This is a genomic window from Bacillus cereus group sp. MYBK245-2 (genome assembly GCF_051916145.1).
GTDB lineage: Bacteria > Bacillota > Bacilli > Bacillales > Bacillaceae_G > Bacillus_A > Bacillus_A pacificus.
In genome coordinates, this window is record NZ_JBQAGB010000005.1 from 154,371 (window position 1) to 169,810 (window position 15,440).

The following is a 15,440-nucleotide window of genomic DNA, read 5'->3' on the forward strand; positions in this document are numbered from 1 at the left end:
GTTAATAATTCGATTAAAATAATTATTCTATATAATAGAAGGAAAGCGGTATGGAATCCTTTTGACACCCACTATCTGGATAAGATAAGATGAATAAGGTGTGATTTGTTTAGAAGGGAAGAGATGGTGTGTTATTTAACTCGTTTGAGTTTATTTTTTTATTTTTACCGATAGCATTTCTTTTATATTTTTTATTAAATAAATTTGGACAAACTACTTTAGCGAAAGCTTGGCTTGTCGCAGCATCTTTATTTTTCTATAGTTATTGGAACATAAAGTATTTGCCGCTTATGTTAGTATCGCTTATTGTGAACTACTTTATTGGAATGAGGCTCGTGAAGCATAAGAGTAAATTTCTTTTAGCAGTAAGCTTACTATTTAATATCGGAATGCTTAGTTATTTCAAGTACTATGATTTCTTTTTGCAAAATGTAAATTCGTTATTTGGAACTCATTTTACATTATTATCATTAACGTTACCGCTTGCGATTAGTTTCTATACATTCCAAAAGATTGCGTTTTTAGTAGATACATATCGCGGGGAAACGGAGGCATGTCATTTTCTTGATTACGCTCTGTTTGTAACATTTTTCCCGCAACTTATTGCAGGACCAATTGTACACCATGCGCAAATTATGCCGCAGTTTGCGGATCGTAGTAAAAAGCGTTGGCAATCAAATTATATCGTTCTCGGTATTTTTGTATTTGCCATCGGTATTTTTAAGAAAGTAGGGATTGCAGACGTTTTATCTCCTGTCGTACGGGAAGGGTTTGATGTACAGCAGTCGCTAACCTTTGTTGAAGCTTGGCTTTCATCATTAGCGTTTACATTTCAGTTATACTTTGATTTCAGTGGATATAGCGATATGGCAATTGGAATTGCGTTAATGTTCAACATTAAATTGCCTCAAAACTTTAACTCACCTTATAAAGCGGTGAGTATACAAGACTTTTGGCATCGTTGGCATATGACATTAAGCCAGTTTTTAACGAAATATGTGTATATTTCTCTTGGAGGAAATCGAAAAGGTATTACGCGTACATACGTCAATATTATGATTGTTTTCTTAATAAGTGGACTTTGGCATGGGGCTGGTTGGACATTTATTTTCTGGGGATTTCTGCACGGATTAGCTTCTGTCGTTCATCGTTTGTGGAACAAAGCAGGAGGGTGCATGCCGGCCTGGGCGGGATGGCTCGTGACGTTTTTCTTCATTAATATAACGTGGGTATTCTTTAGAGCAACATCGATGCATGATGCGGTGAAAGTGTTAAAAGGAATGTTTGGATTTAATGGATTCGAACTAGCCAATAGCGTATTCCCGGTATTTATTATTGAGAAGCTACAATTTTTAAAAGGGTACGGTGTTTCATTTACTGAAGCATACCATGTTTCATTATTAAATACGGAAATAGTAGCGTATATTTTCGGAGCATTATGTATTAGTTTCTTCTTAAAAAATTCAATTCAGTTAAAAGACTCATTCCGTCCGACAGTATGGACGGCGTTATTTACTGCAATATTACTTGTGTATAGTGTATTGCATTTAACGAGTATTAGTGAGTTTTTATACTTTAATTTCTAGGTGGAGAATATGAAAAACAAACAGTGGCTTATTTTCGTTTTTGTATGTGTTTTTATTCCACTTGCAGGTGTTGGAATATTTAATGGCTATGCAGATTCACTTTGGTTATTCTCTCATAAAAATAAGTGGAATGATGTTCAGTTTGGGTTTAATGAGAGACAACAAAAAACGAATTATATAACATATCGTCCGTTTACTTATGATGGCGTTATACTTGGAAGTAGTAGAACAACGTTTATCAATGAGAATGATTTTACTGGATTAAACGCATTTAATTATGCGGTAAGTAGTATGGATCCGCGTGAGTACGATGCGTACATTGAATATGCAAAAGAGAGAAAAGGTAGTGAATTATCTTCTATTGTGATTGGTTTAGATTTCCTTGGAACGAACAAAAATAGAGAAATCGGTTTTGAAAAGCCAGAAGTATATATTAATGAAGCACAAAGCTTACTATATCCAATTAAATCGTATGTGAGTATGGATGGGATTACATATTCCCGAAATACAATTCAAAACTCCATTCATCACAATAAGACTATTGATGTATATAATCGCGATAACATAAAATCGATGCGTGAGTATACGAAAGAAGAGCGTGACACACAAATTGCCGCGCAAGTAGATAAATTTAGTAGAGAGATTTATGGCGGGAATTATGAGTATCAAAATATGAAGGAAATATTAGGAACTGTAAAATCTCATAATCCGAATACAAAGTTTTATATTTTTACAACTCCTGTTTCAGAGCCATTGTTCCGTGCGATGATTCAATCAGGACGTTGGGAAGATTATAAAAGGTGGCTCCATGATACTGTCGATGTATTTGGAGAAGTACATCATTTCATGTATTTAAATTCAGTAACAAAGAACTTAGATAACTATATGGATGGACATCATTTCAGACCAGAAGTCGGAAAGATAATTGCACATAAAGTTGTAAATGAAGAAGATCGTAATGTGCCGAAAGATTTCGGTATTGTTATTACGAAGGATAATATTGATGAGGTGCTGGAGCAGATTCATGCATCGTTTCAATAGAAAGAAATAGTTTTGTTTCAAGGATCGAATCGCCATGTGATTCGATCTTTTTTTAGTAATCCACAAAAAATTTAATTAAGCGAGAAAAAGCAATTATGACTGGAATAGAAAGAAGCAGCATCCAAATAGATGCTGCTTCTTTCTATTCTATTTCTAAATCAACAATTAAGTAGGCAAGTATAACGATGAAAAAAATGCTAACAGATGGTGCTGTTAATACGTGACCAGACATAAAGCCAATGCCAAGTGATAGGATGAGTGTACTAGATAATAGCATATATTTTACAGTTATAATTTTCTTAAAGTTTGTAATCATACGGATGAATAGTTTAATACCGAAGTATAGAAGTGGTATTAAGTAAATAAGGAAACCGATAATTCCAAAGGCGAAAAATAGGTCATGGAAGTCCATTTCAATTAATTTAATTTTAACTGTGTAGTTACCAGCGTAACCCATTCCAAAAAGTTTTTGTGAGAGCGGTGCTTCTTTATAGTATTGTTTGTATACTTTTAAGAATTTGTCCCGATCACTATAAATTAAACTCTTCACTTCAGAGTCTGTTAGTTCACCTTTTGCGTGTTTTTTTGCATCCTCTGGATTTTCTTTAATTACTTTTCCTTCTTTTTTATCCTGTTCTTCTTGTACTGATTTTTTGTATTCGTATATTTGCATGTGGATTCCCATATTTTTTGCGATAGGAGTATGCGGTGTAAGAACAATTAAACCTCCTAGTACAACTGCTGCAACGATGGTGTTTACAAGATATGTGAATCCTTTTTTTTCTTTTTTACGGTTTATCATATATTCAATGAACGAGAAGAAAAGTGCTACGCCTAATGTTAGCACAATTGCACCATATCCAACTTTTGTTCCGACCATAATACTTGCATACATCGCAAGTATTGTTGGGATCCAGTAATATATTTTCGAGAAAGAAGTTGTTTTATAAATCGAATATAAGACAACGATTGGGAACATAATCGCGAAGAGAGCACTTAAATCATTTCCAGCAAAGAACCAACCTCTTGAGCCAATTTTTGAGTGAGGATAGCTTGGGAAATCAGTGCCAGTTTGCATTGCGATAATCATTGTGATGCTTAAAATTAAAGTTGCATATAAGAAATATGTAATGATTTTATGAAACACATATTCTTTATTTTTTAGCTCTTTAAAGACGATAATATATCCAAACAGTAGCACAATTGGATATATGCTCTTTAAAATAAATTTAACTTCTTCTCCAAATGAAACTGGAGATTTAACCATCATATTATTTACAAGACCGATTGCCAGTGCAATTCCGAGTAAACATAAATAGAGAATGTACTTTTTCGCACCTTGTTGTTTATGATGAAGAAGTAGATAACCTAATGCAAGAAGCATAAAGGCGAAACGGACTACGATTCCGACTGTTGCGCTCATGTGTAATATATAGATTGAAAAAGACGTTAATAAATCTAAAATTGGTTGAAACACGATGAATAGCAGTAGGAAATGCGGGAAGTAGTTATCCGTCTGTTTTAACTTAGTAACCATATGTTCCTCCATTTCTTCATTCCTTTATTTCAGCACCCCTCTATATAATAGGAAGGGGAATGAATTTCTATATTTAATTTTTATATCAGACTTAAGAATACACCATTTCATTGTAATGGTAAATAGATGAAGAGCGGGGATAAACCGACTTTAATTTCTATATTTTGTAACGAAATTGTATGTTTTATGCAAGGTGATATACAAATTACGAGATTATTAGACAGAAAATTAAGAAAAAAGAAGGGTTTTTCACATCCTTTCTATAATTATATAAGTATAATCTTTGTGTAGAAAAGAGGGGTATATATAATGGAAGTAACAAGTAAAACAGAATCTGTCATTGTGAAATATGAAGGGCACGTTGCAACGGTTATGGTCAATCGCCCAGAGGTGTTAAATGCATTAGATGAACCAACGTTAAAAGAGTTATTACAAAAACTGAAAGAAGTAGCGGAGAGTTCTGCACACATTGTTGTGTTATGCGGGAACGGCCGTGGTTTTTCTGCGGGTGGAGATATTAAATCGATGCTTTCAAGTAATGATGAAAGCAAGTTTGATGGTATTATGAATACTATTTCTGAAGTCGTTGTGACTTTATATACGATGCCGAAGCTTGTTATTAGTGCTATTCATGGACCAACTGCTGGTCTTGGATTAAGTATTGCACTAACAGCTGACTATGTGATGGCAGATATATCATCAATTATTGCGATGAACTTTATTGGAATCGCTTTAATTCCAGATGGTGGCGGCCATTTCTTCCTTCAGAAGCGCGTTGGTGAAAATATGACGAAGCAAATTATTTGGGAAGGAAAGAAATTATCGGCGAGCGAAGCGCTTGATATCGGTTTAATTGATGAAGTAATCGGCGAAGATTTCCAAACGGCTGTGAAGCAAAAAATTAGTGAATGGTCACAAAAGCCAATCAAAGCGATGATTCAAACGAAGCAAATTTTATGTGAAGTAAATCGCTCCAATTTAGAACAAACGCTGCAGCTTGAAAAACGCGGTCAATATGCGATGAGACAAACAGCAGATCATAAAGAGGGCATCGCTGCATTTTTAGAAAAACGTTTACCGGCATTTAAAGGAGAATAAAGTGTAGTGGCAGTTTTACTGCCGGTTAATTTAGGATAAAGGGGAGAAAGTGCTAACACATTTTAGTATAATTGTGTTAGCACTTTTTTTTAGGAGTAATATATGAAGAAAGTTATTGGTATTATCGTTATTATTTTACTTACATATTATGCTTTGCATAGTACACCATCTCTTGCGGTACGGACTGCACTATTTTTTGAAGGGCATCCAATTGCTGCTTTCTCAGGTGAAGTGGAGAAAGAACGGGATGTGAAAAAAGAAGCGATTCCTGATGAGTACCAAACCTTATATGGAGAGAAGAAAGAAGAACCAGAGCATTATTTCTTTCCGGCAGTAAGGGCGCACGGATCAGGAATTGATATGTTAAGTGCTTGTGTGAAAAAAGAGTGGTTATTTTATCCCGCATTAACGGGCAGTAAGACCCCCACCTCAAAATTCAGCGGAAGCAAAGAAGTTAGGTTGGGGATCAACTGCCCGTAAAAGCCCGATTGGTTCAACTAATAATCAGTGGGGGATGAACAAAACCCCCACTGATTAAAGTTTCACTTTATAAGGCAGAGCTCGGCTGCTATTAAACATAGGAGGATGAATGATGTCAGCATATAACAAGTTAGTAAGAGATCGTGTTCCAGAGAAGATTTTAATGTCTGGAAAAACATATACAGCACAAAAATTAACAGGACAAGCATACATACAAGCTTTGGCGAAAATTGGAACAGAAGAAATTCGTGAATTTGCTTCTATGAAAGAGCGTGAACATGCGCTTGATTCTCTTGCGGATGCACTGGAAGTAATCATATCATTAGCGCGTGCAGAAGGTGCAACAATTGAAGATGTAGAACGTCTTCGTAAGCAGAAAGAGATAGAGCGCGGTGGGTTTGAAAGAGGTATTTACTTGTTGGATGTTTCAGAAGAATAGATTTGTAGGGAAAGCATAGCGTTACTCATTAACGAACGCTATGCTTTTTTGTTGCGATTAAGCTAATAATGAAGAAGATAGCTGTTAATACCCAGCCAATTGTAATAGAAGTAGTAGTATGAACTGCATAAGAAACTTGTAAACAAAGTAATGATGCTAGAAACCAAATGAGTGCAATGTGTACATATTTTTTTGATATATTCATATTGTATAACTCCTTTTATATACTAAAGTGAATTTTACTATAATTTAGAAAATTAAGCTATATGAGTAGAGGATTTATAGTAAATTCGGTATACTAAATAATAGGAAAAATGAGGAGGAAACGACAATGGCACATTATGCGAAAGAAACGATGGAATTGATTAAGGAGCTTGTCTCTATTCCAAGTCCATCTGGAAATACAGATAAAATTATTCGTTTTATTGAAAACTATGTAAGTGAGTGGAATGTAGAAACGAAGCGTAACAATAAAGGTGCTCTTATTTTAACGGTAAAAGGGAAAAATGATGCACAGCATCGCTTATTAACAGCACACGTTGATACGTTAGGTGCGATGGTGAAAGAAATTAAGCCAGATGGTCGTCTCAGTCTTTCTATGATTGGCGGATTTCGCTGGAACTCTGTAGAAGGGGAATATTGCGAAATTGAAACATCAAGTGGCAAGACGTATACAGGAACGATTTTAATGCATCAAACATCTGTACATGTATATAAAGATGCAGGTGAAGCGAAACGCGATGAGAAAAATATTGAGGTTCGTATCGATGAGCGCGTATTTTCAGCTGATGCAGTACGTGAATTAGGAATTGAAGTAGGAGACTTCGTTTCATTTGATCCACGCGTTCAAATTACAGAGAGTGGATACATAAAATCACGTCATTTAGATGACAAAGTAAGTGTTGCAATTCTATTAAAATTAATTAAGAGATTACAAGATGAAAACGTAACATTACCATATACAACTCATTTCTTAATTTCTAACAATGAAGAGATTGGATACGGTGGTAACTCTAACATTCCAGAAGAAACAGTTGAATATTTAGCGGTTGATATGGGAGCGCTAGGTGATGGACAAGCATCTGACGAGTATACAGTATCTATTTGTGCAAAAGACTCTAGTGGTCCGTATCATTATGCACTACGTAAACATTTAGTAGAGCTTGCGAAAACGAACAATATTGAATATAAAGTAGATATTTATCCGTACTATGGATCGGATGCATCAGCTGCGATTCGCGCTGGATTTGATGTGAAGCATGCATTAATTGGAGCAGGTATTGATTCTTCTCATGCATTTGAGCGTACACATGAAAGTTCGATTGCTCATACAGAAGCACTTGTTTATGCATATGTATTATCAGAGATGATTGCAGAATAAGAAAAGAAATAGGCTACCTCTAGTAGCCTATTTTTTATTTGCAGAGAAATCGACTTTATTTAACAAAAAGTAAGTTAATTGTAATTTGTTTTACAATATTAAGAAAGTAGGTTTACTACATAATTCGAGTATTATAAAATAATAGAGGCGCACTAATTTTTTTTGTTTGGATTTTTTGAGATTTATATATTAAGATTACGCGTTATAAAAAGATGATTGTCGAGAGGAGTATTATTTTTTATGAAGTATCGTGCAGTCGCGGCAGGTATTTTAGCCGCAAGTTTATTATCGTCTCCAGTAAGTAGTTTCGCAGCAGCGAAGAAGTTTTCGGATGTTCCTTCATGGGCGCAAGAATCAGTTGATTATTTAGTAGGAAAAAAGGCGCTTGATGGAAAGCCAGATGGAACGTTTTCTCCATCTGAAGCAGTAGATAGAGGGTCAGCTGCAAAAATTTTAGCAGTCGTTCTTGGTTTACCAATTGATCCAAAAGCAAAGCCATCTTTTAAAGATGCACAAAACCATTGGGCAGCTCCGTACATTGCTGCAGTGGAAAAAGCAGGTGTAATTAATGGGGATGGTACTGGTAAATTCAATCCATCAAGCCAAATTAACCGTGCATCTATGGCATCTATGTTAGTACAAGCATACTCATTAGATAAGAAAATTATTGGAGAACTTCCAACACAGTTTAAAGATTTGGAAACTCATTGGGGTAAGAAACAAGCTAATATTTTAGTAGCTTTAGAGATTTCTAAAGGTACGGGAAATGGCTGGGAGCCTGAAGGAACTGTAACTCGTGCAGAAGCAGCTCAGTTTATTGCGATGGCTGATCAAAATAAAACAGATACATCAAAAAGAATGTATATGAACAGAAACTTTATTACATATCATCAACCATCATTATCATCTGGTATTACTGATGTTCAGCATAAGCCACAAATGGTTGTAGTGAAAGAACAAAGAGCAGACGGCTGGTTAAAAATTGTAACAAGTAAAGGTGAGAAATGGACACCTCTAACAGAAAAAACAGAAACGATTAATGAAGGATTTACTACTTATGAAACAGCTTCACATAGTTCTAAAGTGCTAGGTACATATAATGCACAAACAGTAACGGTTATGGAAGAGAGTGGAAGCTGGATTCGTATCCGCGTAGGCGCTGGTTTCCAATGGGTTGATAAAAATCAATTAAACCCAGTAAAACAAGAGAACTTCTTAGAAGGTAAAGCAATTATTATTGATCCAGGTCACGGTGGAATTGACTCGGGTAATGTTGGTTATTATGAGAAAGAAAGTGAAACTGTATTAGATGTATCATTACGATTAAAGAAAATATTTGAGCAAAGGGCACCATTTACTGTTATGTTCACTCGTACAAATGATACACGTCCAGGAACAAGTGGTCCTGATTCATTAAAGAAACGTGTAGAGTTTGCACAGGAACATAATGGAGATATTTTTGTAAGTATTCATGCTAATGGCTCTGAATATAAAAATGGACAAGGTACAGAAACGTTATATTATCAGTCAGCAAGAGCAAAAGTAACGAATCCGCATGTAGAAGACAGTATGTTATTAGCACAAAAAATTCAAGATCGTCTTGTAGCAGCACTTGGAACAAAAGATCGTGGTATAAAACATCAGGACTTATACGTAACTAGAGAAAATACAATGCCAGCTGTATTAACAGAATTAGCATTTGTAGATAATAAAAGTGATGCAGATAAAATTGCTACACCAAAACAGAGACAAGCTGCAGCAGAAGCGATTTATCAAGGTATTTTAGATTATTACGAAGCAAAGGGTAATAACGTATCTTCTTTCCGTTAATACATTAAAAGAGATTGCCAATAGGCAGTCTCTTTTATTTATTAACGTTTCTCTTTATTTCAGGCATGTGATATCATTTAATTTTATACAAAAAAGTATTGTAATTATAACGATATAGAGGATGATCATAGATTGAATAATCATAGGAAAACACCTGCATGTATATATACGTATGCATTTCGTGAGGAGGAGCGTGCTTTATGTTACTTGGAAATGCGCTCGTTCTTTGGAATGGAGTCCCACGTTAATATTTTGAAAAGTGATGTCAAAATTGACCCGAGTAGAAGTCCTTTTATGAAAGAACGCGTTGAGGTTATGTATGAAGGAGACGACTTAGAAAGTATTTTGGAACAAGTAAAGGAAATTGAATTAGGAGAAATGACGTTTAAAGTTATCTTCGTGAAAATCAATGATCTTGAGGGAGAAAATAAAATAGAGTATGCGGAAAGACGTATCATTGAACGACGTATTGGGGATTGTATTGATGCGGAAGCAGATGTGCGCAATCCAGAGCGTACTTTTGGTATTGTTCCATTAGGCGGACGTTGGTATTTTGGACATTATGTAGAGAGTAAACCAGTTTGGTACCATCATATAAAAAAACCACGTAGCTATTCGACATCTCTTAGCACACGCGTTGCAAGATCCGTTGCAAATATTGCGGTGCCAAATCCAGAGGGAGTAAGAGCGATTGATCCGTGCTGCGGCATTGGAACGGTTGTAGTAGAAGCTCTTTCGATGGGAATTAACATCGTTGGTAGAGATATAAGCCCGCTCGTTGCGATTGGAGCGAGAGAAAATATTGCGCACTTCGGATTCGATGGGACGATAACGAAAGGTCCGATCGAGGAGATTACGGAGAACTATGACGTCGCAATTATCGACATGCCATATGACTTATTTACGCACGCAACACCAGAAAATCAGCTCTCCATTCTTTCAAGCGCACGCCGCATTGCTAAAAAGGTAGTCGTTGTCACAATGGAAACAATGGACGATATGATTCATGAAGCAGGATTTGAAATTATAGATCGTTGCACTACAAAAAAAGGAACATTTTCTAGACAAATTCTTGTTTGTGAATAAGGAAGAAAGGTCACCCGTTTGGGTGACCTTTTTTATGGTGGTTTGATGTGTGATTGGTTGGTGGAATGGAGGAGGAATTTGGCGAAATTTGTCGGTAAGTCGATATTCTATGTCGAATCGTCGATAAATTTAAAAAATCGCCGATATATTGTGTGGAATCGCTGATATATTCCGAGAATCGTCGATATCGTTACATTAGTATATTACTGTTCTTTTAATTTCTCTTGTTGTGCAAGTAGTAAATTGCGCAAGATGTGTCCACGGTAACTTTCTAGTTTGCGTCCTTCATGATAACGCACGCCTAATTTCTTTAGTTCGGCTACGTACCAGCCTTTTGTTCCGTAATACATTGGATCACTTCCTTTTTGCTTTTGAACAGTATATGTGGTGGGGGGAGAGAATTTTCTTTTTTATTCATGAAATTTGCGGGAAATGATTATTGAATATTCTGTCTACTTGTATTATGATTAACTTATTATCGGATGACAGTGATTAGCCTCTCTGCAAGCCCGGATATATGTTTTGAAAAGAAAATAGCGGAACTTCTTTCCACTTGAACTTCCTTAGCAGGAGGACGAGCCATAAGGATAGGGGCAGTAAAATTCAATGCAACTAAATGCGTTGTTTTTCTGGCTCTTTTTATTTTTTATTTAAAGTAGGAGGGGATTAGGAGAAAGCGTTATCAATTTGATGTAGCGCACGTTCATGCTAATGGAGGGGCTGGTGAATTGTTTGGCTAAAGAGAAAAAAGAGTTACAGAAAGATTTAAAAACACGGCATATAACGATGATTTCAATTGGCGGGGTTATCGGGGGAGGTTTGTTTGTAGGAAGTGGAACAATTATTCAATCGTCAGGGCCAGCCGCAATTTTGTCTTACATTATCGGAGCTTTAATGGTTGTGCTCGTGATGCGGATGCTAGGAGAGATGGCAGCGGAAAATCCCGATAGTGGTTCTTTTGCAACGTATGCGAACAAAGCAATTGGACCGTGGGCAGGATATACGATTGGATGGTTATATTGGTTTAACTGGGTCATTATTATCGCAATTGAAGCGGTGCTTTTAGGCGTAATGATCAATAATTGGTTTCCCTCTGTGCCTGCATGGGTCGCGAGTTTAGGAATGGTCCTTTTAATGACGATGACAAATGTGTATTCCGTAAAATTGTACGGTGAGTTTGAATATTGGTTAGCGTTTATTAAAGTGGTGGCGATTGTTTCGTTTTTAATTTTAGGCGTTTCGATGTTCTTTGGTCTCGTTCCAGGGGTGGATAGACCGAGTCTTTCTATTATTACAGAAAACGGTGGTTTCTTCCCAAATGGAATTGTCCCTGTTTTACTGAGCGTTGTGTTTATTTCATTCTCGTTATCAGGGAGTGAAGTTGCAGCGATTGCAGCCGGAGAATCGGAAAATCCAGAGAAGAATGTTATACGAGCTATTAATAGTGTAGTATGGCGTCTTATGCTTTTCTTCGTCGGGTCAGTAACGGTTTTAGTTATGTTCATTCCGTGGACGGATAAGGAATTATTAAAACTTCCATATGCAAGTTTATTTAATATGGCAGGAGTACCTGCAGCCGCAGAAATTATGAATGGTGTTGTATTTTTATCACTACTTTCTGTTATGAACTCAGGGATTTACACAAGTTCCCGCATGTTATTTTCACTTGCGAAAAAAGGCGATGCTCCGTCTGCTTTTGCAAAGTTAAATAGTAGAGGGACGCCGGTTATCGCGATCTATGCGAGTATCGTATTTGCCTTTATTTGCGCGATGTTGAAATTTATATCTCCTGATAAACTGTTTGCATTTTTAGCGAATAGTTCAGGCGGGGTAACGATGCTGATGTATATGTTCGTTGCTGTTTCGCATGTCCAGTTAAGACGAGAGAGGGAGCGTGAAGGGGCTGGGAAGCTGAAAGTGAAAATGTGGTTATTCCCTTATCTCACATATGCAACGCTTTTAATGATTATTACGATATTTGTTTCACAAGCATTTATAGCAGATATGCGTATGCAGTTTTACATGACATTATTAGCTACGATCCTAGTAATAATTAGTTATTTTTTACGAGTTAGAAAGTTAGATAAGCAAAAGTTGAATGATTTTACGATGATAAAAGATTCGGAAGTTAGCTTAGAGAAAGAATAAGAAAAGGGGTATAGACCATGTTGAAAGAGAAGAAGGATATTATAACTACAAAATCTAGCATATTACATGAAAGAAGAAAGAATGCGGTGCCAGAAGGACCTTACAATATTACAGAGTTGTATGTGCAATCAGCGAAAGGCGCGATTATTACGGATGTAGATGGTAATGAATTAATTGATTTTGCGGGTGGAATTGGTATGCAAAACGTTGGGCATTGTCATCCGAAAGTCGTAAAGGCAATTCAAGATCAAGTAGAATCTTCTATTCATAGTTGTTTTCACGTAGCACCTTATGAAAGTTATATTACACTTGCGGAAAGGCTGAATGAGTTAACGCCAGGTGATTGTAAGAAAAAAACGATGTTTGCGAATAGCGGTGCGGAAGCGGTAGAAAATGCGGTGAAGATTGCTAGAAAAGCGACAGGAAGAAGTGCCGTTGTTTCATTTGAGCGTGCATATCACGGGCGTACACTGTTAACGATGTCACTGACAAGTAAGGTGAAACCGTACAAGCATGGATTTGGTCCGTTTGCATCAGAAGTATACAAATTACCTTATCCGTACTATTACCGCACGGAAGAAGGACTATCGCAAGAAGAAGTAGACGCGCAAATTTTGGCATATTTCGAACGCTTCATGTTAGAGGAAGTGGCAAGTGATAATATCGCTGCGATTATTTTGGAACCGCTTCAAGGGGAAGGCGGGTTTATTGTTCCGACGACTACGTTTATACAAGGTGTCCGAAATATTTGTGATAAGTATGGAATTATTATGATTGCGGATGAAATTCAAACTGGTTTTGCTCGTACAGGTAGCTTGTTTGCAATGGATCATTTCGGCGTAGCACCTGATTTAATGACTTTCTCAAAATCAATTGCTGCTGGTATGCCGCTTAGCGCAGTAACGGGAAGAGCGGACTTGATGGATGCACCTGGACCGGGTCAATTAGGTGGTACTTTCTCAGGAAGCCCCGCTGCTTGTGCGGCTGCGCTAGCTGTTTTAGATGTAATTGAAGAAGAGAATTTAGTAAATCGTGCTGTAGAAATTGGTGAGCGTATGATGACAGTGTTTCATAGCTGGAAAGAAAAATACGAAATAGTTGGCGATGTGAGAGGCCTTGGCGCTATGACTGCCATTGAGCTTGTAAAAGATAAAGGGACGAAAGAGCCAGCGTCAGAAGAAGTGAAAGCGATTATGAAAGAAACGCATAGTAAAGGGGTTATTACGATAAGCGCAGGTATTTATAGTAACGTACTTCGCTTCTTACCACCTCTCGTTATAACGGATGAACAGCTTGAAGAGGGACTTACTATTTTAGAAGCAGCAATTGCAAAACTATCAAAATAAAAACGGCGGGGGCAGGGGAATGAAGTATTTCAATTATATAAATGGTGAATGGAAAGAACCTTCCACGAATGCATATGTAAAAAACTATAATCCGCATAACGGAGAAGTATTAGGTGAGTTTCCGTTTAGTTCAGCAGAAGATACAAGAGTCGCAATCGCATCAGCGAAAGAAGCTTTTCATACGTGGCAAAAGTTATCGTTTCAAGAGAGAGCAAGTTATTTATGGAAAGCAGCCGCTATTTTAAAAGAAAAGGTAAATGAAATCGGTCAGGATGTAACGAATGAAGAAGGAAAGACGATTGCAGAAGGGATAGGAGAGACGAAGCGGGCGATTAGCATTCTTGAATATTATGCAGGAGAAGCAAATCAACCAATCGGAGAGATTATCCCGTCTGCTAATGAAAGTACAATGATTTACAGTAAACGTGTAGCCGTAGGGCCGGTCGGATTAATTACGCCGTGGAATTTCCCGATTGCGATTCCAGCGTGGAAAATGGCTCCGGCACTTATTTACGGAAATACGATTGTTATTAAGCCAGCTGAAGTGACGCCGAAATCGGTGTACCATCTTGTAAATGCTTTTCATGAGGCTGGTATTCCAGCTGGTGTTGTTAATTGCGTATTCGGAAAAGGCTCTGAAGTTGGAGCAGAATTAACAGGAAATCCAGATATACAAGCGGTTTCTTTTACCGGTTCGAATCACGTTGGAAATATCATTCAAAAAGCAGCCGTTGAAACGAGGAAGAAAGTACAACTAGAAATGGGTGGGAAAAATCCGTTAGTTGTATTAAAAGATGCCGATATTGAAAAGGCGGTCACTATTGCGATAAAAGGTGCGTTTATGTCAACAGGGCAAAAATGTACTGCAACAAGTAGAGTAATAGTGGAAGAAGATATTTATGAAGTGTTCAAGGATCGACTGTTGCAGCGTACAGAAGCTCTTACAGTTGGGAATCCGTTAGATCCTGATACATTTATGGGACCATGCGTTTCAAAGGGACAACAGCAATCTGTGTTATCGATGATTGAAGTAGGGAAATTAGAAGCTTCTTTACTGTATGGAGGCAGCATACCAGATGAAACTGAATTACAAAATGGTTGTTACGTGTTACCAACTATTTTTGAAAATGTAGACGGGGGTGCACGTATTGCGAAAGAAGAAATTTTCGGTCCGGTTATATGTTTATTTAAGGTGAATAGTTATGAAGAAGCGGTTTCTTTAGCGAACGATACAGAATACGGACTCAGTGCATCGATTTGTACGAATAATTTAAGTTTGTCGCAACGATTTATTGATGATATGGAAGTTGGAATGGTTCATGTGAATTCAGAAACGGCAGGAGCAGAGCCACAAGTTCCGTTTGGCGGAATGAAAAACTCTAGTGCTGGACCGCGTGAACAAGGAAAAGCAGCGAAAGAATTTTACACGAGAATAAAGACAGTATACGTAGATCAAGTATAAATACTA

General features: G+C 37.0%; 12 protein-coding genes and 2 pseudogenes. 11 read left to right on the forward strand and 3 right to left on the reverse strand.

Annotated features, from left to right (window positions below; all coding sequences use genetic code 11):
• Positions 1 to 128: 128 nt before the first annotated feature.
• Positions 129 to 1,586 carry an MBOAT family O-acyltransferase gene (locus ACTFRN_RS11330; protein WP_088106507.1) on the forward strand — a complete coding sequence of 486 codons (1,458 nt, stop codon included), beginning with the start codon at positions 129 to 131 and terminating at the stop codon, positions 1,584 to 1,586.
• A 9-nt stretch (positions 1,587 to 1,595) separates the two neighbouring features.
• Positions 1,596 to 2,627, forward strand: coding sequence for a hypothetical protein (locus ACTFRN_RS11335; protein ID WP_074567691.1), 1,032 nt, complete (start codon positions 1,596 to 1,598; stop codon positions 2,625 to 2,627).
• A gap of 142 nt (positions 2,628 to 2,769) precedes the next feature.
• Here the strand turns inward: ACTFRN_RS11335 and ACTFRN_RS11340 are convergent, their stop codons facing one another.
• Positions 2,770 to 4,164 carry an O-antigen ligase family protein gene (locus ACTFRN_RS11340; RefSeq protein ID WP_000256702.1) on the reverse strand — a complete coding sequence of 465 codons (1,395 nt, stop codon included), beginning with the start codon at positions 4,162 to 4,164 and terminating at the stop codon, positions 2,770 to 2,772.
• Positions 4,165 to 4,473: 309 nt separating this feature from the next.
• On the opposite strand from ACTFRN_RS11340, the gene ACTFRN_RS11345 reads away from it, so the two are divergent.
• The 3 genes and pseudogenes from ACTFRN_RS11345 to ACTFRN_RS11355 all read left to right on the forward strand — a co-directional run bounded on the left by ACTFRN_RS11345 (position 4,474) and on the right by ACTFRN_RS11355 (position 6,181).
• Positions 4,474 to 5,262 (forward strand): enoyl-CoA hydratase, encoded by a 789-nt coding sequence (locus ACTFRN_RS11345; protein ID WP_000454170.1) that lies wholly within the window; start codon positions 4,474 to 4,476, stop codon positions 5,260 to 5,262.
• A gap of 102 nt (positions 5,263 to 5,364) precedes the next feature.
• Positions 5,365 to 5,676 (forward strand): annotated as a pseudogene (locus ACTFRN_RS11350) (hypothetical protein); the annotation flags it as partial.
• Between the two features lie 178 nt (positions 5,677 to 5,854).
• On the forward strand, positions 5,855 to 6,181 hold the full coding sequence (locus ACTFRN_RS11355) for a nucleoside triphosphate pyrophosphohydrolase (RefSeq protein WP_001277353.1): 327 nt from the start codon (positions 5,855 to 5,857) through the stop codon (positions 6,179 to 6,181).
• A 28-nt stretch (positions 6,182 to 6,209) separates the two neighbouring features.
• On the opposite strand, the gene ACTFRN_RS11360 is transcribed toward ACTFRN_RS11355, so the two are convergent.
• Positions 6,210 to 6,386, reverse strand: a complete 177-nt coding sequence (locus tag ACTFRN_RS11360) for a hypothetical protein (protein WP_001027096.1) — start codon at positions 6,384 to 6,386, stop codon at positions 6,210 to 6,212.
• 126 nt (positions 6,387 to 6,512) lie between these two features.
• Here ACTFRN_RS11360 and ACTFRN_RS11365 point away from each other — a divergent pair, with 126 nt between their 5' ends.
• From ACTFRN_RS11365 to ACTFRN_RS11375, 3 genes are all read left to right on the forward strand, one after another.
• Positions 6,513 to 7,562, forward strand: coding sequence for a M42 family metallopeptidase (locus ACTFRN_RS11365; RefSeq protein ID WP_000951653.1), 1,050 nt, complete (start codon positions 6,513 to 6,515; stop codon positions 7,560 to 7,562).
• Between the two features lie 240 nt (positions 7,563 to 7,802).
• On the forward strand, positions 7,803 to 9,392 hold the full coding sequence (locus ACTFRN_RS11370) for an N-acetylmuramoyl-L-alanine amidase (protein WP_000877251.1): 1,590 nt from the start codon (positions 7,803 to 7,805) through the stop codon (positions 9,390 to 9,392).
• Between the two features lie 132 nt (positions 9,393 to 9,524).
• On the forward strand, positions 9,525 to 10,478 hold the full coding sequence (locus ACTFRN_RS11375; protein WP_001059298.1) for a TRM11 family SAM-dependent methyltransferase: 954 nt from the start codon (positions 9,525 to 9,527) through the stop codon (positions 10,476 to 10,478).
• Between the two features lie 203 nt (positions 10,479 to 10,681).
• On the opposite strand, the pseudogene ACTFRN_RS11380 reads toward ACTFRN_RS11375, so the two are convergent.
• A pseudogene (locus ACTFRN_RS11380) lies at positions 10,682 to 10,882 on the reverse strand (YflJ family protein); the annotation flags it as partial.
• A gap of 319 nt (positions 10,883 to 11,201) precedes the next feature.
• Between ACTFRN_RS11380 and ACTFRN_RS11385 the strand changes: the two are divergent.
• From ACTFRN_RS11385 to ACTFRN_RS11395, 3 genes are read left to right on the forward strand one after another with little or no spacing between them, the layout of a single operon-like run.
• Complete coding sequence (locus tag ACTFRN_RS11385; protein ID WP_088106506.1) at positions 11,202 to 12,626, forward strand: amino acid permease; 1,425 nt, start codon at positions 11,202 to 11,204, stop codon at positions 12,624 to 12,626.
• Between the two features lie 17 nt (positions 12,627 to 12,643).
• On the forward strand, positions 12,644 to 13,972 hold the full coding sequence (gene gabT, locus ACTFRN_RS11390) for a 4-aminobutyrate--2-oxoglutarate transaminase (protein ID WP_088106505.1): 1,329 nt from the start codon (positions 12,644 to 12,646) through the stop codon (positions 13,970 to 13,972).
• Positions 13,973 to 13,991: 19 nt separating this feature from the next.
• Positions 13,992 to 15,434 (forward strand): aldehyde dehydrogenase family protein, encoded by a 1,443-nt coding sequence (locus ACTFRN_RS11395; RefSeq protein ID WP_088106504.1) that lies wholly within the window; start codon positions 13,992 to 13,994, stop codon positions 15,432 to 15,434.
• Positions 15,435 to 15,440 lie beyond the last annotated feature (6 nt).